At 71.3% G+C, this 21,770-nt stretch carries 20 protein-coding genes; 13 read left to right on the top strand and 7 right to left on the bottom strand.

What is annotated here, in order from left to right:
* Window positions 1-155 precede the first annotated feature (155 nt).
* Genes STRCI_RS08490 through STRCI_RS08470 form a run of 5 tightly spaced genes read left to right on the top strand, consistent with a single transcriptional unit; the run spans window position 156 to window position 4,714 of the window.
* Window positions 156-1,772, top strand: a complete 1,617-nt coding sequence (locus STRCI_RS08490; RefSeq protein WP_269658234.1) for a sensor histidine kinase — start codon at window positions 156-158, stop codon at window positions 1,770-1,772.
* On the top strand, window positions 1,769-2,176 hold the full coding sequence (locus tag STRCI_RS08485) for a roadblock/LC7 domain-containing protein (protein ID WP_015661667.1): 408 nt from the start codon (window positions 1,769-1,771) through the stop codon (window positions 2,174-2,176). Before STRCI_RS08490 ends, STRCI_RS08485 begins: the two co-directional genes overlap by 4 nt.
* A complete protein-coding gene (locus STRCI_RS08480; protein WP_269658233.1) occupies window positions 2,173-2,583 on the top strand; it encodes a DUF742 domain-containing protein in 411 nt (136 codons plus the stop codon). The genes STRCI_RS08485 and STRCI_RS08480 overlap by 4 nt, the downstream gene beginning before the upstream one ends.
* The gene (locus tag STRCI_RS08475) at window positions 2,564-3,184 is read left to right on the top strand and encodes a GTP-binding protein (RefSeq protein ID WP_269658232.1); all 621 of its coding nucleotides are present in this window, start codon (window positions 2,564-2,566) and stop codon (window positions 3,182-3,184) included. Before STRCI_RS08480 ends, STRCI_RS08475 begins: the two co-directional genes overlap by 20 nt.
* 54 nt (window positions 3,185-3,238) lie before the next feature.
* A complete protein-coding gene (locus STRCI_RS08470; RefSeq protein WP_269658231.1) occupies window positions 3,239-4,714 on the top strand; it encodes a cytochrome P450 in 1,476 nt (491 codons plus the stop codon).
* On the opposite strand, the gene STRCI_RS08465 is transcribed toward STRCI_RS08470, so the two are convergent.
* The 3 genes from STRCI_RS08465 to STRCI_RS08455 form a co-directional block, all read right to left on the bottom strand.
* The gene (locus STRCI_RS08465) at window positions 4,708-5,655 is read right to left on the bottom strand and encodes an RluA family pseudouridine synthase (protein ID WP_269658230.1); all 948 of its coding nucleotides are present in this window, start codon (window positions 5,653-5,655) and stop codon (window positions 4,708-4,710) included. The two genes, STRCI_RS08470 and STRCI_RS08465, sit on opposite strands and share 7 nt — an antisense overlap.
* A gap of 37 nt (window positions 5,656-5,692) precedes the next feature.
* Window positions 5,693-6,535, bottom strand: a complete 843-nt coding sequence (locus STRCI_RS08460) for a siderophore-interacting protein (RefSeq protein ID WP_269658229.1) — start codon at window positions 6,533-6,535, stop codon at window positions 5,693-5,695.
* A gap of 145 nt (window positions 6,536-6,680) precedes the next feature.
* Complete coding sequence (locus tag STRCI_RS08455; protein WP_269664510.1) at window positions 6,681-7,610, bottom strand: 5'-3' exonuclease; 930 nt, start codon at window positions 7,608-7,610, stop codon at window positions 6,681-6,683.
* A 190-nt stretch (window positions 7,611-7,800) separates the two neighbouring features.
* Between STRCI_RS08455 and STRCI_RS08450 the strand changes: the two genes are divergently transcribed.
* The 4 genes from STRCI_RS08450 to STRCI_RS08435 all read left to right on the top strand — a co-directional run bounded on the left by STRCI_RS08450 (window position 7,801) and on the right by STRCI_RS08435 (window position 12,983).
* The gene (locus STRCI_RS08450) at window positions 7,801-8,850 is read left to right on the top strand and encodes a quaternary amine ABC transporter ATP-binding protein (RefSeq protein ID WP_269658228.1); all 1,050 of its coding nucleotides are present in this window, start codon (window positions 7,801-7,803) and stop codon (window positions 8,848-8,850) included.
* Window positions 8,843-11,452, top strand: coding sequence for an ABC transporter permease/substrate binding protein (locus STRCI_RS08445; RefSeq protein ID WP_269658227.1), 2,610 nt, complete (start codon window positions 8,843-8,845; stop codon window positions 11,450-11,452). The genes STRCI_RS08450 and STRCI_RS08445 overlap by 8 nt, the downstream gene beginning before the upstream one ends.
* A gap of 245 nt (window positions 11,453-11,697) precedes the next feature.
* Entirely contained in the window at window positions 11,698-12,264 is a 567-nt protein-coding gene (locus tag STRCI_RS08440; RefSeq protein WP_015661676.1) for a helix-turn-helix domain-containing protein, read from the top strand.
* A complete protein-coding gene (locus STRCI_RS08435) occupies window positions 12,264-12,983 on the top strand; it encodes a helical backbone metal receptor (RefSeq protein WP_269658226.1) in 720 nt (239 codons plus the stop codon). Before STRCI_RS08440 ends, STRCI_RS08435 begins: the two co-directional genes overlap by 1 nt.
* Here the strand turns inward: STRCI_RS08435 and STRCI_RS08430 are convergent.
* A complete protein-coding gene (locus STRCI_RS08430) occupies window positions 12,895-14,040 on the bottom strand; it encodes a TDT family transporter (RefSeq protein WP_269658225.1) in 1,146 nt (381 codons plus the stop codon). The two genes, STRCI_RS08435 and STRCI_RS08430, sit on opposite strands and share 89 nt — an antisense overlap.
* A gap of 70 nt (window positions 14,041-14,110) precedes the next feature.
* Here STRCI_RS08430 and STRCI_RS08425 point away from each other — a divergent pair, with 70 nt between their 5' ends.
* Complete coding sequence (locus tag STRCI_RS08425; RefSeq protein WP_269658224.1) at window positions 14,111-15,019, top strand: LysR family transcriptional regulator; 909 nt, start codon at window positions 14,111-14,113, stop codon at window positions 15,017-15,019.
* Between the two features lie 11 nt (window positions 15,020-15,030).
* On the opposite strand, the gene STRCI_RS08420 is transcribed toward STRCI_RS08425, so the two are convergent.
* The 3 genes from STRCI_RS08420 to STRCI_RS08410 form a co-directional block, all read right to left on the bottom strand.
* Window positions 15,031-15,741: a gamma-glutamyl-gamma-aminobutyrate hydrolase family protein gene (locus tag STRCI_RS08420; protein WP_269658223.1), complete on the bottom strand. Its 711-nt coding sequence runs from the start codon at window positions 15,739-15,741 to the stop codon at window positions 15,031-15,033.
* Between the two features lie 35 nt (window positions 15,742-15,776).
* Entirely contained in the window at window positions 15,777-17,225 is a 1,449-nt protein-coding gene (gene eat, locus STRCI_RS08415; protein WP_269658222.1) for an ethanolamine permease, read from the bottom strand.
* A 165-nt stretch (window positions 17,226-17,390) separates the two neighbouring features.
* Window positions 17,391-18,137, bottom strand: a complete 747-nt coding sequence (locus STRCI_RS08410) for a FadR/GntR family transcriptional regulator (RefSeq protein WP_269658221.1) — start codon at window positions 18,135-18,137, stop codon at window positions 17,391-17,393.
* Between the two features lie 86 nt (window positions 18,138-18,223).
* On the opposite strand from STRCI_RS08410, the gene STRCI_RS08405 reads away from it, so the two are divergent.
* From STRCI_RS08405 to STRCI_RS08395, 3 genes are read left to right on the top strand one after another with little or no spacing between them, the layout of a single operon-like run.
* Window positions 18,224-19,582, top strand: coding sequence for a glutamine synthetase family protein (locus STRCI_RS08405; RefSeq protein ID WP_269658220.1), 1,359 nt, complete (start codon window positions 18,224-18,226; stop codon window positions 19,580-19,582).
* A gap of 8 nt (window positions 19,583-19,590) precedes the next feature.
* Entirely contained in the window at window positions 19,591-20,964 is a 1,374-nt protein-coding gene (locus STRCI_RS08400; RefSeq protein ID WP_418953316.1) for an aldehyde dehydrogenase family protein, read from the top strand.
* Window positions 20,961-21,743: a 3-oxoacyl-ACP reductase gene (locus STRCI_RS08395; RefSeq protein WP_269658219.1), complete on the top strand. Its 783-nt coding sequence runs from the start codon at window positions 20,961-20,963 to the stop codon at window positions 21,741-21,743. Before STRCI_RS08400 ends, STRCI_RS08395 begins: the two co-directional genes overlap by 4 nt.
* Window positions 21,744-21,770: the final 27 nt, after the last annotated feature.

The raw sequence follows: 21,770 nt of genomic DNA, 5'->3' as shown, positions 1-21,770 counted from the left end.
GGCGATGATCCGGTCGGACTAAGCTCGCCCGCGGCGCACCGAGTTGAGGCGTATTCGTGCGCTTGTTCCAAAACCTCCCTGTAGATCCAGAACGTTCCATGACGTACCCCCCTGCAAGTCCCCCGACTCCCAGCCGATTCCTTCAGAGGGCCCACATGGTGAGTGTTCAACCCCCTCCCGCCTCCCAGCCCCGGCGCCGTGAACTGCCGTACGCGCGCGTGCTGTTGCCGCCCGCCATACTGATGGCCGCGGCGACCGGAGCCGCCGCCGCCCTGGTGACGGGCCCGGCCCGGGCGGCCGTCGGCTGGTGCGGCGCCGTCGCCACGGTCCTGGTGATCGCGACCGCCGCCGAAGTCGTGCGCCGCGGCCGCGCCCTGCGCAGCGCGCGCGAGGAGAACGCCCGTAACACCGCGTATCTGGAACGGCGCGTCGCCGCCCACCAGGAGGAGATGGACCGGCTCGCCCGGGAGGTCGTGCCCGTCGCGATCGACTACATGCACCGCGGCAATTCGCCCGCGGAGGTGATTCGCCACCTCGGTGAGCTCGACCCCGGCTATCGCGAACTCTCCGTCCCCCAGCTGTGGTTGGTCGAGCGCGTCCTCGAGATCCTCGACGAGGAGGAGGCGCTGCGGGACTCCGCCCAGCGCTCCTTCGTCAACATCGCCCGCCGGGTCCAGGCGATCGTGCACCAGCAGAACAAGGAACTCCTCGAAATGGAGGAGGACCACGGCCGCAACCCCGAGGTCTTCGACGACCTGCTGCGCATCGACCACGGCACCGCGCTGATCGGCCGGCTCGCCGACTCCATCTCCGTCCTCGGCGGCGGCCGCCCCGGCCGCCAGTGGCCCGAGCCCGTCGCGCTCTACAGCGTGCTGCGCGGCGCCATGTCGCGCATCCTGGACTACCGGCGGATCTCGCTGGACAACATCGCCAAGGTCAACATCCGCGGTATCTCCGTCGAGCCGGTCATCCACGCCGCCGCCGAGCTCCTCGACAACGCCACCCGCTACTCGCCGCCGCAGACCAAGGTGCATGTCACCGCCACCGAGGTGCAGACCGGCGTCGCCATCGAGATCGAGGACGCCGGCGTCAGCCTCAGCGAGGAGGCCCGCGCCAAGGTCGAGGGCATGCTGGAGGCCGCCAAGGCCGGCATCGACCTCCAGGAGCTCGGTGACACCCCCCGCCTGGGCCTCGCCGTCGTGGGCCGCCTGTGCACCGCCTTCGACATGCAGGTCAGCCTGCGCAGTTCGGCGTACGGCGGCGTCCGCGCCGTGCTCATCGTGCCGCGCGAGATGATCACCAGCGACCCCGCGCCCGGCTACGCCCACGGCATCGGCGCCACCGCCGCGCCCAAGCCCGAACTCGGCGCCCTCGAAGGCCCCAAGCGCAAGCCGAAGAAGCGCCGCCCCACCAACCCGCGCATCCCGGCCGGACTCTCCATGGAGGACGACGTCCCCGTGGTGACCGAGTGGACCCCCAACGGTCTGCCCCAGCGCCGCAGCCGGGTCACCACGCCGCTGAGCGAGCGGATCGCCCAGCAGGCCAAGATCGAGCGCGAGGACCAGGAGCGCGTCGCGCGGGGCGAGAAGCCCCGGTGGGGCGATGCCATCAAGCCCGCTCCCGAGCCGGAGCCCGAGGACGACACCCCGCCCGGCCTGTGGGTCGAGGCCTTCTGGGAGGGCCTCAAGCGTGACCCCGATCCCAGCGCAGTCCGCCAGCCGACCAACGAACCGGCCCACGCCCCGGCCGATGACGAGGGGGACCTCAAGTGATCCAGCAGCGAGCCAACTTCGACTGGATGCTCAAGGATCTTGCCGATGGCGTACCCGGCATCGAGATGATCGTGGTGCTGTCCGCCGACGGTCTGCGCATTGCCCGGCACGGCGGCGACCCCGACGCCGCCGACCGGGTCGCCGCGGCCTGCGCGGGCCTGCAGAGCCTGGCCGGCGCCGTCGCGCACGAGATCCCGGACAGCGACGGCAAGATGAAGCTGGTCATCATCGAGATCAACCGCGGCTATTTCTATCTGATGGCCGCGGGGCCCAACGCCTATCTCGCGGTCCTCTCCGACACGTTCGCCGAGCCCGGACTGATGAGCAACCGGATGCGTGACCTGGTCGACCGGATCGGACCGCATCTGACCAGCCCGCCCCGGCGCAATGGGCAGACCGTATGACTCCTCCGCAACGCCAGAGGCGGTTCCCCAGCCCGCAGCCGCAGCCCGCCCCGCCGCCGCCCAGGGAGCCCAAGGAGGGGGAGCGCAAGAACCCCGAGCGGATGTTCGTGGTCGGCGGTGACGGCGAGGCGCGCGCCGATCTCGACCTCGTCACCTTAATCGTGGCGCGCGCCGAGCCACCGCCCTCCGCCACGCCCGAGCAGTCGGCGCTGCTCCGGCTCTGCACGGCCCCGCTGTCGGTGGCCGAGCTGTCCGCATATCTCAGCCTCCCGTTCAGCGTGGTGACCGTCGTGCTCACCGACATGCTGGCGGACGAACTGGTAGAGGCGCACAAGCCGCTCGTGCGGCAGTCGGTCGCCGACCGTTCCCTCCTCGAAGCGGTGATGCATGGACTTCAAAAACTCTGACACCATCCCGGGCCCACGCAGCGAGGACCGGCTGCCGCAGACCGCCCAGGCCGCGGTGAAGATCGTCATCGTAGGCGGGTTCGGCGTCGGGAAGACGACCATGGTCGGCTCGGTCAGCGAGATCCGCCCGCTGACCACCGAGGAGACCATGACGCAGGCGGGCATCGGCGTCGACGACAACTTCGGCTCCGACACCAAGACCGCCACCACCGTCGCCATGGACTTCGGCCGGATCAGCATCACCGAGAAGCTCGTGCTCTACCTGTTCGGCACCCCCGGCCAGGAGCGCTTCTGGTTCCTGTGGAACGGCCTGTTCGAGGGCGCGCTGGGCGCGGTGGTGCTGATCGACACCCGCCGCCTGGAGGTCAGCTTCGATGTCATAGGGCGCCTGGAGGAGCGCGGTGTGCCGTTCGTGGTGGCCGTCAACTCCTTCCCGGACGCGCCCCGTTACCCCATCGAGGAGCTGCGGCAGGCGCTCGACCTGCCGCCGGAGATCCCCATCGTCGAGTGCGACGCCCGGCGCCGCGCCTCCAGCCGGGACACCCTGATGACCCTGATGCGCTTCCTGCATTCGCTCGCCATGACGGGCGCGCTCACCTGACCGACGTATCCGACCCGAACTCCCCCGACACCGGATCCACTTCGGAGCAACCACGTGACGCCTGAATCCCACTCCCCGACCGGCACGGACGACCCCCGTTCCGGGCCGCCGCCCGGCTGCCCCGCCCATGGCCTCGGGCCGGGCGGACTGCGCCGGCTCTACGGCCCCGACGCGGAGGACCTGGACGACCTGTACGAGGAACTGCGCGACGAGCACGGGCCGGTGGCGCCCGTGCTGCTCCATGAGGACGTGCCGATGTGGGTGGTCCTCGGGCACGCCGAGAACCTCCACGTGCTCCGTACGCCCTCGATGTACTGCCGGGACAGCCGCATCTGGTCCCCGCTGCTGGAGGGCATGGTCAAGCCCGACCATCCGCTGATGCCGCACATCGCCTGGGAGCCGATCTGCTCCTACGCCGAGGGCGACGAGCACCTCAGGCTGCGCGGCGCGGTCACCGGCGCCATGTCCACCATCGACTACCGCGGCATCCGGCGCTACATCAACCGCTCCACCCAGCGCCTGGTGAACCAGTTCTGCGAGCAGGGCAAGGCCGATCTGGTCGGCCAGTTCGCCGAGCATCTGCCGATGGCGGTGATGTGCGAGATCCTCGGCATGCCCGAGGAGTACAACGACCGGATGGTGCAGGCCACCCGGGACATGCTGCGCGGCACCGAGACCGCCATCGCCAGCCACGCCTACGTCATGGGCGCGCTGCAGGGGCTCACCGAGCGCCGCCGGGCCGAGCCCGCCGCGGACTTCGCGAGCCAGCTGATGAGCCACCCGGCCCGGCTCACCGACGACGAGGTCACCAAGCACCTCTGGGTCGTGCTGATGGCGGCCTACGAGGCCACCGCCAACCTCATCGCCAACGTCCTGCGCATGGTCCTCACCGACCCGCGGTTCCGCGCCCAGCTCAACGGCGGCCAGATGACGGTGCCCGAGGCGGTCGAGCAGTCCCTGTGGAACGAGCCGCCGTTCAGCACGGTCTTCGCCTACTACGCCAAGCAGGACACGGAGTTGGGCGGCAAGCGCATCCGCAAGGGCGACGGTCTGCTGTTCGGGATCGCGCCGGGCAACGTGGACCCGCGGGTGCGGCCCGACCTCGCCGCGAACATGCAGGGCAACCGCTCCCATCTCGCCTTCGGCGGTGGTCCGCACGAGTGCCCCGGCCAGGACATCGCCCGTGGCATCGCCGACGTCGGCGTGGACGCGCTGCTGATGCGGCTGCCGGACGTCCGGCTCGACTGCGACGAGGAGGATCTGACCTGGCGTCAGTCGATCTCCTCCCGGCACCTGGTGGAGCTCCCGGTCCGCTTCGAGCCGAAGGCGCAGCAGGACGTGACGCTGCGGCCGGGCCTCAACCAGGTACCGGCCCAGCGCCCGGCCTGGCAGGTCAGCTCCGCGCCGCGCCCGCAGCCCCGGCCGGCCCCGCAGCCCGAACCCGCGCCCGCCGCCGCGCCGCCGGCGCCGGAACCACAGCGCAGGCCGGGCGCCTGGCGCCGCTTCGTGAGCTGGTGGCGGGGCTACTGACCGACCCAGGTGTCGTACGACGCCCAGGAGCCGAGCACCCGGCCGCTGCGGAAGCGGTGCTCGGCCCCGGTGACCGGGTCGGTGAACTCCAGCGCCCGCGCCAGCAGTTGCAGCGGGCGCCGGAAGTCACCGGCCGGCACGGGGTCGGTGACCACGGGATAGAGCGGGTCGCCGAGGATCGGCACGCCGAGGGCGGTCATATGGACCCGCAGCTGATGGGTCTGTCCGGTGGCGGGCAGCAGCCGGTAGCGGCCGAGCCCGTCGGCGCGGTGCTCGACGAGTTCGACCCGGCTCACGGCGTTGGGCTCGCCCGGCACCTCGCGTGCGGCCAGCTCCCCGCGCTCCTTGACGATCCGGCTGCGCACGGTCGCGGGCAGCCGGAGCGCGGGATCGTACGGCGCGACCGCCTCGTACTCCTTGCGCACCAGCTTGTCGCGGAACAGCGTCTGGTACGCCCCGCGCTCCTCGGGCCGCACGGTGAACAGCACGAGCCCGGCGGTGAGCCGGTCGAGCCGGTGGGCGGCGCCGAGGGTGGGCAGGCCGAGTTCCCGGCGCAGGCGGGCGAGCGCGGTCTGCGTGACATGGCTGCCGCGCGGGGTGGTGGCCAGGAAGTGCGGCTTGTCGACGACGACGATGTGTTCGTCGCGATGGAGGATCTCCAGCGGGAACGGTACGCGGACCTCGTCCGCCAACTCCCGGTGGAACCACACGAACATCCCTGGCACGTAGGCCGTATCGGCCGTGAGAGCCTGTCCGTCGGCCCCGAAGAACAGCCCCTCCTCGAACATTCGCTCGACGACCCCGTCCCCTGCGGAGAGCCGCTCGACGAGATGCTCTCTTGCGGTTTCCCACTGCCCTTCGCCCGGCAGCCGTACCCGCACCGGGTCGACACCGTCACGCTGGGGCAGCGGGGAAGGCGGGGGAGGGGTCCTGCGTCTCACCCGATCAAGGGTACGGCGGTGGCCCCGACCCTCCGATTCACGCCGTCGGCGTGCTCTCCTGCTCCGCCTCGATGCGGGCGTTCCACTCCCGCTTGGACGCCTGCCAGCCGTCCTCGTTGTGGCCGAGGCGCCAGTAGCCGGAGATCGAGAGGTCCTCGCGAGGGATCTCGCGCTCGACGCGCAGCAGGCGGCGGAGGTCCTTCACGAAGGCGGCCTCGCCGTGGACGAAGGCGTGCAGTCGGCCCTCAGGGAAGGAGAGGGCGCGGACCGCCTCGGAGACGGCCTGGCCGACCGGACGGTCGCCGCGGTGCAGCCAACTCACGTCCACGTCGGAGTCGATCTTCTGCTCCTCCTGCGGGCCCGCGACCTCCACGAAGGCGAACGCCCGCGCACCGGCGGGCAGCGCCTCCAGGGAACAGGCGATGGCGGGCAGCGCGCTCTCGTCGCCGACGAGGAGGTGCCAGTCCGCGGCGGGGTCGGGGGTGTAGGCGCCGCCGGGGCCCATGAACCGCACGGTCTCACCCGGCTCGGCCCGCAGCGCCCAGGGCCCGGCGATGCCCTCGTCGCCGTGGATCACGAAGTCCAGCGTCAGCTCCCGGTGCTCGGCGTCCCACGCCCGCACCGTGTAGGTCCGGGTCACCGGCCACTGCTCGCGCGGGAACTCCTCCCGGATCCGCTCCAGGTCGAAGGGCTCGGGATAGGTGACGCCCTCGGGGCCGAAGAGCAGCTTCACATAGTGGTCCGTGCAGGTGTCCGCCGAGAAGTCGGCCAGCCCCTCCCCGCCGAGCACCACGCGCTGCATGTGCGGGGTCAGCCGCTCGGTGCGGACGACCTGCGCGGAGTGGGGCCTGCGCGGCTTGCGGGCAGGGCGTTCTGCCATGACGGCCTCCCTCGGATAAGCTTAGGTTTACCTAAGTTAGCACCTTCGCTCGGCTTTTGACTCCTACGGCAAAGGGCGTGAAGGAGAATTTAAGGGACGAATTCCCTTCTCAACGAACCTCATTCACTCGATGGGGAACGTTCCTTCACATCGCCAGCGTCGTCAGCAGCCGCTGCAAAGATCCCCCGAGCCCCCAGCGCTCCGCCAGCCCCTGGAGCGCAGCCTCATCGTGCGGAGTGCGGGGGAGTGCGGTGTCCACGTCCGGCAGCGGTACGTCGTCCGCGACCCGCACGACCGTCGGCGCCACCGCCACATACGGCCGCGACTCGTCCAGCCTCTTGCGCTGCGTCGGCGTGAGCTTCGCCCTCGGGTCGTCCAGCGCCGCCATGATCCCGCCCAGGTCGCCGAACTCGGCCAGCAGCTTGGCCGCCGTCTTCTCGCCGATCCCCGGCACCCCCGGCAGCCCGTCGCTCGGGTCGCCGCGCAGCAGCGCCAGGTCCGCGTACCCCCGGCCGTCCACGCCGTACTTCTCGCGCAGCCATGCCTCGTCGGTCATCTGGAGCGTGCCCACGCCCTTGAGCGGGTACAGCACCCGGATCCCGCGCGCGTCGTCCACCAGCTGGTACAGGTCGCGGTCGCCGGTGACGATGTCCACCGGGCCCTTCGCCCGCGCGGTGAAGGTGCCGATCACATCGTCCGCCTCGTAGCCCGCGACGCCCACGCGCGCGATGCCCAGCGCGTCGAGCACCGCCTCGATGACCGGGACCTGGGGCGAGAGGGTGTCCGGCACCTCCTCCTCGTCCGGGCCGGTCTCGCGCTCCTCCGCGACGCGGTGTGCCTTGTACGAGGGGATCAGGTCGACCCGCCACTGCGGGCGCCAGTCGGCGTCCATGCACGCCACCAGGGCGTCCGGACGGTGGTCCTTGACCAGTCGGTCGATGAAGTCCAGCAGACCGCGCACGGCGTTCACCGGGGTGCCGTCCGGGGCCTTCACGGAGTCCGGCACGCCGAAGTAGGCGCGGAAGTAGAGCGAGGCGGTGTCGAGGAGCATCAGTCGTCCGGTCACGCCTCGCATCATGCCGTACCCCACTGACAGCGGCTTCCCGGCGCAACAAGTTGCGTCCTGCGCATTGGCTGTGGGCTGGACCACTTGTCCGTTTGTGCCCGGGGAACAGGGGCAGACGCGCCTCGGAGCGGTGTCGTTTCTGTATTCAACTGTTGCGCGACGCGCTCCGTTTTCCTTGCCGTCGAAACAAGAGGTACGCGTGTCAGCGAGACTAGAGGCCGAACATCTCTACAAGGTGTTCGGCAGGCGAGAAGAGCAGGCGGTCGAGCGGCTCCGCGCCGGAGCCGACCGGGAGGAGCTGCGCGCCGACGGCACCACCGCCGCCGTCATCGACGCCTCCTTCACCGTGGAGCCCGGCCAGATCTTCGTCGTCATGGGCCTGTCCGGCTCGGGCAAGTCCACGCTGCTGCGCATGCTGAACGGTCTGCTGGAGCCGACCGCCGGACACGTCCGCTTCGACGGCCAGGACCTCACCACGCTCGGCGCGCGCGAACTGCGCGAGGTCCGCGCCCACAAGATCAGCATGGTCTTCCAGCACTTCGCGCTCTTCCCGCACCGCAGCGTCGTCGAGAACGCCGCCTACGGCCTGGAGGTCCAGGGCGTCGCCAAGGCCGAACGCCTCGCGCGGGCCACCGAGGCGCTGGAGCTGTGCGGCCTGAAGGGGTGGGAGAAGTCCTGGCCCGACGAGCTGTCCGGCGGTATGCAGCAGCGCGTCGGCCTCGCCCGCGCCCTCGCCACCGACGCCGACCTGCTGCTGATGGACGAGTCCTTCAGCGCGCTCGACCCGCTGATCCGCCGCGACATGCAGGACCAGCTGCTCGAACTGCAGACGAAGCTGAAGAAGACCATCGTCTTCATCACCCACGACCTCAACGAGGCCATGCGCCTCGGTGACCGCGTCGCCGTGATGCGCGACGGCCGGATCGTCCAGATCGGCACCGCCGAGGACATCCTGGTGCGCCCCGCCGACGACTACGTCGCCTCCTTCACCCAGGACGTCGACCGCTCCCGGGTGCTCACCGCGGCCGCCGTGATGGACCGGGACGTGCGCGGGGACGAGGCCGACTGCGGTTGCGAGAGCGGCTGCGAGACCGCGACGCCCGACACGTCGTTCACCGAACTCTGCGCGATCAGCGCCCGGTTGAGCCACCCCGTGGCGGTCCTGGACGAGCGGCGCAAACTCGTCGGCGTGGTCCCCAACCGGCGATTGATCAGCTTCCTCGGTGAGCAGGAGGCCGCCCGTGCCTAGGATCGAGTTCGGTGAGTGGGTCAACGACGGGGTCGAGTGGCTCACCACCCACATGGGCTGGCTGTTCGACTTCTTCGAGCAGGTCTTCCGCGGCGCCTACGACGGCGTCGACGCCGTCCTCCAGGCCCCCGAACCCCTTTTGCTGGTGGGCATCTTCGCGGTGATCGCGTGCTGGCTGCGCGGCACGCTCGCCGGTGTGCTCACCTTCGTGGGCTTCGCCTTCGTCATCTCCCTCGACCTGTGGGAGGACGCGATGGTGACCCTGTCGCTGGTCCTCGTCGCCACGGTCATCGCGCTGGTGATCTCGGTGCCGCTCGGCATCTGGGCGGCGCGCTCCAGCCGCGTCAGCGCGATCGTGCGGCCCGGCCTGGACCTGATGCAGACGCTGCCGGCGATGGTCTATCTGATCCCGGCGATCCTCTTCTTCGGCAGCGGCGCCGCCGCGGGCATCGTCGCCACCCTCGTCTTCGCGCTCGCCCCCGGCGTGCGCATGACCGAGCTGGGCATCCGCCAGGTCGACAAGGAACTGGTCGAGGCCGCCGAGGCGTTCGGCACGACCCCGCGCGACACCCTGCTGCGCGTCCAGCTCCCGCTCGCCCTGCCCACCGTGATGGCCGGTGTCAACCAGGTCATCATGCTCGGCCTGTCCATGGCGGCCATCGCCGGCATGGTCGGCACCGGCGGTCTCGGCGGCGACGTCAACGAGGCCATCGGCCAGCTCAACATCGGCCTCGGCGCCGAGGCGGGCATCGCCATCGTGATCCTCGCGATCTACCTGGACCGGATGACCAGCGCGCTGGGCACCCAGGTCTCCCCGCTCGGCCGCCGCGCCGCCGCCCGGCTGCGCGCCGCGCAGGGCCTGAAGATCTGGTCGTACCGCCCCCGCGCCTCCGTCGCCGTGGTCGGCGTCGTGGTGCTCGCGCTCGTCGCGGGCGGCATGGGCGTCTTCGGCGGCGACAAGACCGAGCCGGTCGCGGGCGGCACCGACGTCGGCCAGGGCAAGAAGATCAGCATCGGCTACATCCCCTGGGACGAGGGCGTCGCCTCCACCTTCCTGTGGAAGGAGATCCTGGAGCGGCGCGGCTACGAGGTCGAGGCCAAGCAGTTCGACGCGGGCCCCCTCTACACCTCGCTCGCCCAGGGCGACATCGACTTCCAGACCGACTCCTGGCTGCCCGTCACCCACGAGCAGTACTGGAAGAAGTACGGCGACCGGCTCGACGACCTGGGCTCCTGGTACGGCCCGACCTCCCTCGAACTGAGCGTGCCCGCCTACATGAAGGACGTCGACTCCCTCGACGACCTCAAGGGCAAGGCCGGACAGTTCGACGGGAAGATCACCGGCATCGAGTCCAGCGCCGGAATGATGAGCCTGCTCAAGAGCAAGGTCCTCAAGGAGTACGGCCTTGACCAGGAGTTCAAGGTCGTCGACAGCTCCACGCCCGCCATGCTGGCCGAACTGAAGCGGGCGTACGACAAGCAGGAGCCGATCGTCGTCACGCTGTGGTCGCCGCACTGGGCGTACAGCGACTACAAGCTGAAGAAGCTCAAGGACCCCAAGGGCGCCTGGGGCAAGGGCGACGGCGTGCATACGCTGTCCCGCAAGGGCTTCGCCGGGGAGAACCCGGTCGTCGGGCAGTGGCTGAAGGACTTCGAGCTCACCGAGGACCAGCTCACCGGCCTGGAGTCGGAGATCGTCAAGGCCGGAAAGGGCCGCCAGCAGGACGCGGTGCGCACCTGGCTGAAGAGCCGGCCCGGGCTGGTCGACAAGCTCGCCCCGGTCCAGGACGACCAGACCCCGGCCGAGGCGAAGCGTCCGCTGGACGTGGCCTGGTTCCCCTGGGACGAGGACATCGCCGTCACCTACCTCTGGAAGAACGTCCTGGAGCGGCGCGGCTACAAGCTGAACCTCAAGCAGATGGACGTCGGCCCCGTCTACACGGGCCTGGCCTCCGGCGACCTGGATCTCAACTTCGACGCCTGGCTGCCGTATGCCCAGAAGAACTACTGGGACAAGAGCAAGGACAAGCTGCACGACCTGGGGACCTGGTACGAGCCGACCTCGCTGGAGCTCGCCGTGCCCTCCTATGTGAAGGGCGTGGACTCGCTGGAGGACCTCAAGGGCAAGGGGGACACCTTCGACGGGAAGATCGTCGGGATCGAGCCGGGCACCGGGGAGATGAACCTCCTCAAGACCGAGGTGCTGCCCGGCTACGGCCTGGACGAGGAGTACGAGGTCGTCGACGGCTCCACCCCGGCGATGCTGGCCGAGCTGAAGCGGGCCTACGCCAAGAAGGAGCCCATCGCCGTCACGCTGTGGTCGCCGCACTGGGCGTACAGCGAGTACGAGCTGACCAAGCTCAAGGACCCGAAGAAGCACTTCGGTGAGGGCAACACGATCCGGACGATCTCCAACCAGGAGTTCCCCGAGCTTTACCCCCAGCTCACCCGGTGGATCAAGGACTTCCGGATGAGCGAGGACGAACTGGGCACTCTGGAACAGGAGATCAAGGACCGCGGCCAGGGCCATGAGGAAGAGGCCGTCGCCGCGTGGCTCAAGGAGCACCCGGAGATGGTCGAGCGGATGACGCCGGCCGCCTAGGTCCGCGCGAGCCCCGATTCCGGCGGGCGTCCGGCACACCTGACCGTGCCGGACGCCCGCCTTCCGTATGCCCGCGAAATCCGGCCAACCAGGGCGACCGGACGCCGTACACCGGTCAGGGATGTGCCGGGCGCATGAAACGGTTTGCCGAACATGCGTAGGGTGCAGAGAACTGTTCAGAGGAGTCGGCACCCCGGACAGAGGGCTCGGCACCGCGACGACGGGCGAAGGAGGGAGCCGGAGCGATGGGCGACCACAAAGAGCAGCCCCTGCGGGTGGGCGCGGCCGTGCGGCGGCGCCGTCGCGCGCTGGAGCTCACCCTCGCCGTCGTGGCCGAGCGCAGCGGCCTGTCGGTGCCCTTCCTCAGCCAGGTCGAGAACGACCGGGCCCGCCCCTCCAGAAGCTCCCTGGAGAAGCTCGCCGACGCCCTGCGCACCACGGCCGTCGAACTCCTCGCCGCGGCCGACCCGGCGTGCAGCGTCGACGTCGTACGCGCCGAGTGCGCCGAGCCGCCGCCCGAGCCCCGGACGCGCTCCCTGGTGCGCGGCCACCACCAGATGCACGCCTCCGAGTTCACCGGGGACCACGAGGCGGGCCGCGAGATCCAGTACCGCAACGACCAGCTGATGTACGTCGCCGACGGCGCCGTCGAGATCGAGGCGGAGGGCCGCGCCTACCGCCTCGGCCGCGGGGACACCCTCTACCTCACCGGCGGGGTCCGCCACCGCTGGCGGGCCACCGTGCCGGACACCCGGGTGGTGGTCGTGGCGGTGGCCGAGCACATCGAGGCGGTCCAGGACCGGCCGCGCTGATGCGGGTCGTCTCCCTGGTGCCGTCCCTGACGGAGGCCGTGGCCGTCTCGGTCCCCGGCGTCCTCGTCGGCGCCACGGACTGGTGCACGCACCCGGCCGGTCTCGACGTGACCCGGATCGGCGGCACCAAGAACCCGAAGGTGGAGCGGATCCTCGAACTCGTCCCCGACCTGGTGATCGCCAACGAGGAGGAGAACCGCGCCCCCGACCTCGCGGCCCTGCGGGCGGCGGGCGTCGAGGTGCTGGTCACCGAGGTCCGCGAGGTGCCGCAGGCCCTGCGGGAACTGGACCGGGTGCTGACCGCGTGCGGCGTCCGCACGCGCCCGCGCTGGCTGGACGAGGCGGAGGAGACCTGGTCGGCGCCGCTCGCCCCGGACCGCCGTACGACGGCCGTGGTGCCGATCTGGCGGCGGCCCTGGATGGTGCTGGGCCGCGACACCTTCGCCGGTGACGTCCTGGCCCGCCTCGGTGTGGACCACGCCTACGCGGCCCACGAGGACCGCTACCCGCGCGTCCCGCTGGAGGAGCTGCAGGCGGCGGCCCCCGATGTGGTCGTCCTCCCGGACGAGCCCTACCGCTTCACGGCCGACGACGGTCCGGAGGCCTTCCCCGGACTGCCCTGCGCGCTCGTCAGCGGACGGCACCTGACGTGGTACGGACCGTCACTGGCCAAGGCGCCGGAAGTGCTGGGCGCGGCCCTGCGAGCAGCGCTCCGCTGAGCAGCCCGCGCGCGGTCCGCGCGGCGGCGACCAGCCAGGCGGCCACGAGCAGCGCGTACAGGCCGACCGCGAGCCCGTCGTACACGACGAGCCCGGTGTGCCGGGCCAGGGCCTCGGCGCCGGTGACACAGGTGCCGACCGGGAAGGTGAACGCCCACCAGGTCATCGCGAAGCGCATGCCCCGGCGCCGGGCGCGCACCACATGGGCGGCGGCGAACCCCAGCCACAGCACCGCGAAACCCATCACCGGCACGCCGTAGAGCACGGCCAGCACATCGAAGCCCTGGCTGTACGGGTCCGGTACGACGCCGGGCGCGTACTCCGCGAACTTGCCGACGGCGGTGGTCGACTGGCCGAGCGGACCCAGCACCAGGAACAGGGTCGGGGTCAGCGCGAGCGGCAGCGGCCCCACGGTGACCAGCCGGGCGAAGACCAGCGGCAGCATCAGCAGGGTGGCGATCAGGCTCAGCCCGAACAACGCGAAGCAGCCGAGCAGCAGTGTCTCCCGCGCCTGCCCGGCGGGCAGATACGGCACCAGCAGCGGACCGAGGGCCGCGGACACCATGGGCGCGACGAGCGGCAGCAGCCACACGGGCGTGGCCTGACCGGGCTGCACCCGGTGGCGTACGGCCATCAGGTACGGGACGGCGACGGCGGCCGCGAGTCCCACGGCCGTACCGGCGCCGAACAGCACGATGTCGAGGGCCACCGCCGCCCCGGTGCCGATCCAGTCCCGGCCGACGGTCAGGGCGCCGCCGCCGACCGCGAGCAGGGCCATGGAGAGGCAGCCGTAGAAGGGTGCCGTCGCGGGGTCCAGGAGGTGGGCGCGGGCCTGGTCGCGGTGGTGGGTCCAGTGCAGGGCGCGGGCGGCCAGGAGCGTGCCGAGCAGGGCCAGGGACAGGGCCCAGACGGCGGTGAGCACACTGCGGGGGATCGGGACCGGGAGCGCGGCGCCGGCGGTGGCGACGATGGCGGTTCCCATGACGCAGGCGTACCAGTTCGGTCCGAGGTGGCGGACCGCCGGGGCACGGCGATGGGGCTGGGCGGCGGTGACCATGCGTCCACGGTCGCGCCCGAGGAGGGCCACCACCAGGGAGTACGCCTCTATGAGGACATAAGCTGGGCTTATGAGCAGTGCGGTGACGACATCCCTGGCCCACCGGGTGCCCGACCTCGGGGCGCTGGAACTGCTGCTGGCCGTGGCCCGGCTCGGCAGTCTCGGCGGGGCGGCGCGTGAGCTGGGCATCACCCAGCCCGCGGCCAGCAGCCGGATCCGGTCGATGGAACGGCAGCTCGGGGTGGCGCTGGTGGACCGGTCGCCGCGAGGCTCACGGCTGACGGACGCCGGTGCGCTGGTGACCGACTGGGCCCGGCGGATCGTGGAGGCGGCGGAGGCCTTCGACGTGGGCGCGCAGGCGCTGCGGGACCGGCGGGACTCGCGGCTGCGGGTGGCGGCGAGCATGACGATCGCCGAGTACCTGCTGCCCGGGTGGCTGCTGGCGCTGCGCGCGGGGCGCCCGGACACGGCGGTGTCGCTGCTCGCGGGCAACTCGACGGCGGTGGCCGAGCGGCTGCTCGCGGACGAGGCGGATCTGGGGTTCGTGGAGGGGCTCACCGTCCCCACCGGGCTGGACTCGGTGGTGATCGCCCGTGACCGGCTGATCGTGGTGACGGCGCCGGGCCACGCCTGGTCGCGCAGGCGGCGGCCGCTGACGGCCGAGGAGCTGGCGGTGACGCCGCTGATCCTCCGGGAGAAGGGCTCCGGCACGCGGCAGGTCCTGGACACGGCGCTGGGTGGTCTGGCCCGGCCGTTGATCGAGCTGTCCTCCACCACGGCGGTGAAGGCGGCGGCGGTGAGCGGGGCGGGGCCGGCGGTCCTGAGCGAGCTCGCGGTGCGTGAGGAGCTGTCGCTGCGGCGGCTGGTGAGCATCCCGGTCGCGGACGTCTCCCTCGCCCGCGACCTGCGGGCGGTGTGGCCGACGGGGCATCGGCCGGTGGGGCCGGCTCGGGATCTGCTGCAACTGACGCGTTCCTGAGTGCCGCGCCCTCAGGGGGCCGGCGGCTCCGGCCGCCTTCTCCGACCCGCCTCCACCAGTGCTGACATCACCCTCACGTCCTCGCCCATCTCCGGATGCCACTGCACCCCCAGCACCCAGCCCGCCGTGGACGGCAGTTCCAGTGCCTCCACCGTGCCGTCCGTGGCGTGCGCGGACGGCACGAGGCCCGTGCCGAGGCGGTCCACCGACTGGTGGTGGTACGTCGGTACCGCCGTCTCCTCCGGCACGAGTCCGGCGTAGCGCGTGCCCGGCACCGGCTTGACCGGGTGGCGGCCGAAGACGCCGACCACCTCGGCATGGCCCTCCAGATGCTGGACCAGGGTGCCGCCGAGCGCGACGTTCAGCAGCTGCATGCCCCGGCAGATCCCCAGCAGCGGCAGGCGCACCGCCAGCGCCGCCTCGATCAGCGCCAGTTCCCACGCGTCCCGCTCCCGCGCCGGAGGCCCCGTCCGCAGCTCCCGCTCGGCGCCGTAGCGCACCGGCTCCACATCGGGCCCGCCCGCGACGACCAGCCCGTCCAGCCGGGCGACGGCCGCCGCCGCGTGCTCCGGGTCGTCCGGCGGCAGCATCGCGGCCAGGCCGCCCGCCCGCTGCACCAGCCGCGGATAACCGGCCGGCAGCAGCGCCGCGTCCAGCTCCCACACGCCCCAGCGCGCACCCTTCTCCAGATAGGTGCTGACCCCGATCAGCGGCCTGGCCACAGCGGCTCCCTCACTCGTAGCTCATGACTCGACGCTCAGTCCCGTGCCAACTCTGCCTCCGCCGCCGCCAGCGCCGCGAACTCCTCCTCCGGCGCCTTGGCCACCAGATGCCCACGGCTGTACAGGCCGAAGTAGGCGATCGCCACCCCGTACACCACCAGCGCGATCACCGCCGCCGTCACGTCCACCAGGAACGTGGCCACCAGCGCGGCGCACGCCAGTACCAGCGCGACCGATGACGTCAGTACCCCGCCCGGTGTGCGGTAGGGCCGGTTCAGCTCCGGTTCCCGCCGGCGCAGCACGATGTGCGACAGGGACATCAGCGCGTAGGAGATGGTCGCGCCGAAGACGGCGATGTTCAGCATGCGCGCGCCGTCGCCGGACACCGCGGCCAGCAGGAAGCCGATCGTGCCGGGCACCAGCAGACCCAGGTACGGCGCCTTGCGGCGGCTCGTGAGCGAGAGGAAGCGGGGCAGATAGCCCGCGCGGGACAGCGCGAAGAGCTGGCGCGAGCCCGCGTAGATCAGGGAGAAGAAGGAGGCGACCAGTCCGGCCAGGCCCGCGTAGTTCACGATCCGGCTCAGTGTCGTGGCCTCGCCGTCCGGCTGGAGCGCCTCCACCAGCGGGTTGCCCGCCTCCTGGATCGCCGCCGAGCCGCGTGCCCCGGCCGCCGCGAAGAAGGTCACCACGGCCAGGACCACCAGGATCGCCATGGACCAGCGGATCGCCTTCGGCAGCGTACGGGCCGGCTCCTTGGTCTCCTCGGCGGCCAGCGGCACGCCCTCGACGCCGAGGAAGAACCACATGCCGAAGGGGAATGCCGCCCAGATGCCGAGCAGGCCGAACGGAAGCCAGGAGTTCGAGCCCGCCGCCGAGGTGTCGACGGGGATGTCGTCCAGCGTGCCGAAGGAGAAGTCGGGCAGCGCCGCCAGCACGAACACGATCAGGGCCACGACCGCGATGCCGGTGACCACGAAGCTGAAGCGCAGCGCCTCGCCGACGCCCCAGAGGTGGATGCCGAGGAAGATCGCGAAGCAGACCAGATACACCGGCCAACCGGACTCCAGGCCGAACAGACCCAGCGACTCGACGTAGTCGCCGATGAAGATGACGATGGCGGCGGGCGCGAGGACGTACTCGATGAGGATCGCCGTGCCGGTCAGGAACCCGCCCCAGGGGCCGAGGGCGCGCCGGGCGAAGCCGTAGCCGCCGCCCGCGGTCGGCAGGATCGAGGACAGCTCGGCCAGGGCGAAGACCATGCAGGCGTACATGGTGCCCATGAGCACCATGGCGATCGCCAGGCCGCCGAAGCCGCCCTCGGCCAGACCGAAGTTCCAGCCCGAGTAGTCGCCGGAGACGACGTACGCGACGCCGAGTCCGGTCAGCAGCACCCAGCCGGCGCTGCCGCGGCGCAGGGCCCTGCGTTCCAGGTAGTCGTCCGCCTCCGGGGCGCCGGGTGGTGTGCTGGTGGATTCCAGGGACATGGCCTACTCCCCACGGGTGGCGGACACCGGGCATTTCCGGGCACGGTGGAGTCGACCGGGCTCCGGCTCAATGGAATGGATCCATACCTTTGTCGGGTTGACGGCTCGATGGCAAGACCCGTGCGTTAATCGCGGGTAAATCCATCCGGAGAGCGGTCGCGCCGCTCAGCCGAGGAAGCCGCGCAGCAGTGCCGCCGTACCCCCGCAGTGCTCGCGCATGATCTCCCGCGCGCCCTCCGCGTCGCCCTCGATCACGGCCTCCACCAACGCCGTGTGCTGGCGCTGGGAGTGCTCCAGGTTGCGCACCAGCAGCGGGATGCAGTCGAGCAGGTCGTTCACGCTCGCGCGCACCGCCGCGTACTGGGCGGCGAGCGTGGGGGAGCCGGACAGCTCGGCGAGGGTCAGGTGCAGCAGGGTGTCCAGGCGGCGGTACTCGTCGAGCGGGGCGTCGTGCGTGCGCGCCAGGGCCTCGCGCAGCCGCGCGGTCCGCTCCTCGTCGAGGCCGTGCGCCGCGCACAGTCCGGCCGCGCCCACCTCCAGCACCTCGCGGAAGCGGAGGGTGTCCTCGACGTCGACGTTCTTCAGGCGGCGGCGCAGCTCCTCCTGGCCGGGGGTGACCGGGCGCGGCAGGACGAACGTTCCGCCGTAACGGCCGCGCCGCGCCTCCACCAGGCCCTGGTCCTGGAGCACCTTCAGCACCTCGCGCAGCGTCACCCGGCTGATCCCCAGGCGGTCGGCCAGCTCCCGCTCCGCGGGCAGCCGTTCGCCGCCCGCCACCAGGCCGAGCCGGACGACCTGGAGGATCTGCTCCAGGGCCTCCTCGAAGCCGTTGCCGGCCCGCACCGGCCGCAGCACCGATGTCAGCCGGTCGTCGGCACCCGGCACCCCGTGCCCCGTGTCCGCCCGCGACATTTGCCCGGACCCCCTTCCCAATCAATGGTCCTGCGCAATACCTTATGGCTCCCGGCTGACCGAAGAAGCCTTAAGGAGGCTTTCCCGTGGCAGACCGCACACCGCCGCTCGGCGTAGAGGAGCTGCACGCCCTCGTCGCCGGCGGTGAGATCGACACTGTCGTCCTGGCCTTCCCGGACATGCAAGGGCGGCTCCAGGGCAAGCGGTTCGCCGCCCGGTTCTTCCTCGACGAGGTACTGCACCACGGCACCGAGGGCTGCAACTACCTCCTCGCCGTCGACACCGAGATGAACACCGTGGACGGCTACGCCATGTCCTCCTGGGACCGCGGCTACGGTGACTTCGCCATGCACCCGGACCTGTCCACCCTGCGCCGCGTCCCGTGGAACGCCGGTACGGCCATGCTGATCGCCGACCTCGCCTGGAACGACGGCTCGCCCGTGGTGGCCGCGCCCCGCCAGATCCTGCGCCGCCAGCTGGAGCGCCTCGCCGAGCACGGATACACCGCGAACGTCGGCACCGAGCTGGAGTTCATCGTCTTCAAGGACACCTACGAACAGGCGTGGGACGCGAACTACCGCGGGCTCACCCCCGCCAACCAGTACAACATCGACTACTCGGTCCTCGGCACCGGCCGCATCGAGCCCCTGCTGCGCCGCATCCGCAACGAGATGGCGGGCGCCGGGCTCACCGTGGAGTCCGCCAAGGGCGAGTGCAACCCCGGGCAGCACGAGATCGCCTTCCGCTACGACGAGGCCCTCGTCACCTGCGACCAGCACGCCGTGTACAAGACCGGCGCCAAGGAGATCGCCGCGCAGGAGGGCGTGTCCCTGACCTTCATGGCCAAGTACAACGAGCGCGAGGGCAACTCCTGCCACATCCATCTCTCCCTCGCGGACGCGGCCGGGAACAACGCGATGGCCGGGCCCGACGGGATGTCCGACGTGATGCGGCACTTCCTCGCGGGACAACTCGCGGCACTGCGCGACTTCGCGCTGCTGTACGCCCCCAACATCAACTCCTACAAGCGTTTCCAGCCCGGCTCCTTCGCGCCGACCGCCGTCGCCTGGGGCCACGACAACCGCACCTGCGCCCTGCGCGTGGTCGGCCACGGCCGCTCCCTGCGCTTCGAGAACCGCCTCCCCGGCGGCGACGTCAACCCGCACCTGGCGGTGGCCGGCATGGTCGCCGCCGGCCTGTACGGCATCGAGCAGAAGCTCGAACTGCCCGAGGCCTGCCCCGGCAACGCCTACAGCGCCGACTACGCGCACGTCCCGACCACCCTGCGCGAGGCCGCCGAACTCTGGGAGAACAGCCCGATCGCCAAGGCCGCCTTCGGCGACGAGGTCGTCGCCCACTACCGGAACATGGCGCGCGTCGAGACCGACGCCTACGACGCCGCGGTCACCGACTGGGAGCTGCGCCGCTCCTTCGAACGCATGTGAGGCTCCTGTTGTCCGACCAGCTCCAGGTACTGAACCCGGCCACGGAAGAGCTCGTCGCCACCGTCCCGGCCGCCACCGCGGCCGACGTGGACGCGGCGGTCGTACGGGCCACGAAGGCGCAGGCCGTGTGGTCCGCCCTGGCACCCGGCGAACGCGCCCGGCTGCTGCGCCGGTTCGCCGTGGCCGTCGACGAACACCTCGAAGAACTGGCCCGGTTGGAGGTCCGCGAGGCCGGGCACACCATCGGCAACGCCCGCTGGGAGGCGGGCAACGTCCGCGATCTCCTCGACTACGCGGCCGGGGGAGTCGAGCGGCTGACCGGCCGCCAGATTCCCGTCGCGGGCGGCCTGAACGTCACCATCCTCGAACCGTTGGGCGTCGTGGGCGTGATCGCCCCCTGGAACTTCCCGATGCCGATCGCGGCGTGGGGCACGGCCCCGGCACTCGCCGCGGGCAACGCGGTCCTCCTCAAGCCCGCCGAGACCACCCCGCTGACGGCTCTGCGGCTGGCGGAGCTGGCCCTGGAGGCGGGGCTCCCCGAGGGTGTGTTCCAGGTCCTGCCCGGCCACGGCCCCGTTGCGGGCAACGCCCTCGTCGAGCACCCCGGCGTCGCGAAGATCGTCTTCACCGGGTCGACGGCCGTGGGCAAACAGGTGCTGGCGAAGGGCTCCGCACTCCTGAAGCGGGTCACCCTCGAACTCGGCGGCAAGAGCCCCAACATCGTCTTCGCCGACGCCGACCTCGAAGCCGCCGCCCAGGCCGCCCCCATGTCCTTCCTCGACAACGCCGGCCAGGACTGCTGCGCCCGCACCCGCGTCCTCGTCCAGCGCGGCGCCTACGACCGCTTCCTGGAACTGCTCGCCCCGGCCATCGAGGCCGTACGCGTCGGCGACCCGGCCGACGAGACCACCGACATGGGCCCGCTGATCTCCAGGACCCAACTGGACCGCGTCCGTTCCTACGTCGGCCCGGACGCGGCCGGCATCCGCGGCAAGGCCCCCGAGGGCCCCGGCTTCTGGTTCCCGCCGACCGTCCTCACCGGCGTCGACCCGCACGCACGCGTGGCCGTCGAGGAGGTCTTCGGCCCCGTGGCCGTCGTCCTCCCCTTCGACGACGAGGCGGACGCGGTCCGGCTCGCCAACGCCACCGACTACGGCCTCTCCGGCTCCATCTGGACCCGGGACGTCGGCCGCGCGCTGCGCGTCTCGCAGGCCGTCCGCGCGGGCAACCTGTCCGTCAACTCCCACTCCAGCGTCCGCTACTGGACCCCGTTCGGCGGGTTCAAGCAGTCCGGCATCGGACGCGAGCTGGGTCCGGACGCCCTGACCGCCTTCACCGAAACCAAGAACGTCTTCATCAGCACGGAGGGCCCCGCACAGTGACCGCAGACAACATTTGCCGGCGTCTCGTCGGCCGTACCGCCGTCATCACCGGCGCCGGCAGCGGCATCGGTCTCGCCACCGCCCGCCGGCTCGCCTCCGAGGGCGCCCACGTCGTCTGCGGTGACGTCGACGAGCAGCGCGGCAAGGCGGCCGCCGAGGAGGTCGGCGGGATCTTCGTGAAGGTCGACGTCACCGACCCCGAGCAGGTCGAGGCGCTGTTCAGGACGGCGTTCGACACCTACGGCAGCGTCGACATCGCCTTCAACAACGCGGGCATCTCCCCGCCCGACGACGACTCCATCCTGGAGACCGGCCTGGAGGCCTGGAAGCGCGTCCAGGAGGTCAACCTCACCTCCGTCTACCTGTGCTGCAAGGCCGCGATCCCCTACATGCGGCAGCAGGGCAGGGGCTCCATCATCAACACGGCGTCGTTCGTGGCGAGGATGGGCGCCGCCACGTCCCAGATCTCGTACACGGCCTCCAAGGGCGGCGTCCTCGCCATGTCCCGCGAGCTGGGTGTGCAGTTCGCCCGTGACGGCATCCGGGTCAACGCCCTGTGCCCGGGACCGGTCAACACCCCGCTGCTCCAGGAGCTGTTCGCCAAGGACCCCGAGCGCGCCGCTCGCCGCCTCGTGCACATTCCGGTCGGCCGGTTCGCCGAGGCCGAGGAGATCGCGGCCGCGGTTGCCTTCCTGGCCAGCGACGACTCCTCGTTCGTCAACGCCACCGACTTCCTGGTGGACGGGGGAATCTCCGGGGCCTATGTCACGCCTCTGTAGGCATCGTCCTACAGTGCCCGCATGAGC

Source organism: Streptomyces cinnabarinus, assembly GCF_027270315.1.
GTDB classification, from domain to species: Bacteria; Actinomycetota; Actinomycetes; order Streptomycetales; family Streptomycetaceae; genus Streptomyces; species Streptomyces cinnabarinus.
The sequence above is the reverse complement of the archived record's forward strand: the minus strand, read 5'-3'. Positions and strand labels throughout refer to the sequence as shown.

Coding starts and splice junctions, on each gene's coding strand:
- STRCI_RS08410 (WP_269658221.1), bottom strand. CDS start 18,137: ATGTCGCGGGCGGACACGGGGCACGGGGTGCCGGGTGCCGACGACCGG.
- STRCI_RS08435 (WP_269658226.1), top strand. CDS start 12,264: ATGCGGGTCGTCTCCCTGGTGCCGTCCCTGACGGAGGCCGTGGCCGTC.
- STRCI_RS08480 (WP_269658233.1), top strand. CDS start 2,173: ATGACTCCTCCGCAACGCCAGAGGCGGTTCCCCAGCCCGCAGCCGCAG.
- STRCI_RS08425 (WP_269658224.1), top strand. CDS start 14,111: ATGAGCAGTGCGGTGACGACATCCCTGGCCCACCGGGTGCCCGACCTC.
- STRCI_RS08490 (WP_269658234.1), top strand. CDS start 156: ATGGTGAGTGTTCAACCCCCTCCCGCCTCCCAGCCCCGGCGCCGTGAA.
- eat (WP_269658222.1), bottom strand. CDS start 17,225: ATGTCCCTGGAATCCACCAGCACACCACCCGGCGCCCCGGAGGCGGAC.
- STRCI_RS08440 (WP_015661676.1), top strand. CDS start 11,698: ATGGGCGACCACAAAGAGCAGCCCCTGCGGGTGGGCGCGGCCGTGCGG.
- STRCI_RS08475 (WP_269658232.1), top strand. CDS start 2,564: ATGGACTTCAAAAACTCTGACACCATCCCGGGCCCACGCAGCGAGGAC.
- STRCI_RS08460 (WP_269658229.1), bottom strand. CDS start 6,535: ATGGCAGAACGCCCTGCCCGCAAGCCGCGCAGGCCCCACTCCGCGCAG.
- STRCI_RS08455 (WP_269664510.1), bottom strand. CDS start 7,610: ATGCGAGGCGTGACCGGACGACTGATGCTCCTCGACACCGCCTCGCTC.
- STRCI_RS08430 (WP_269658225.1), bottom strand. CDS start 14,040: ATGGTCACCGCCGCCCAGCCCCATCGCCGTGCCCCGGCGGTCCGCCAC.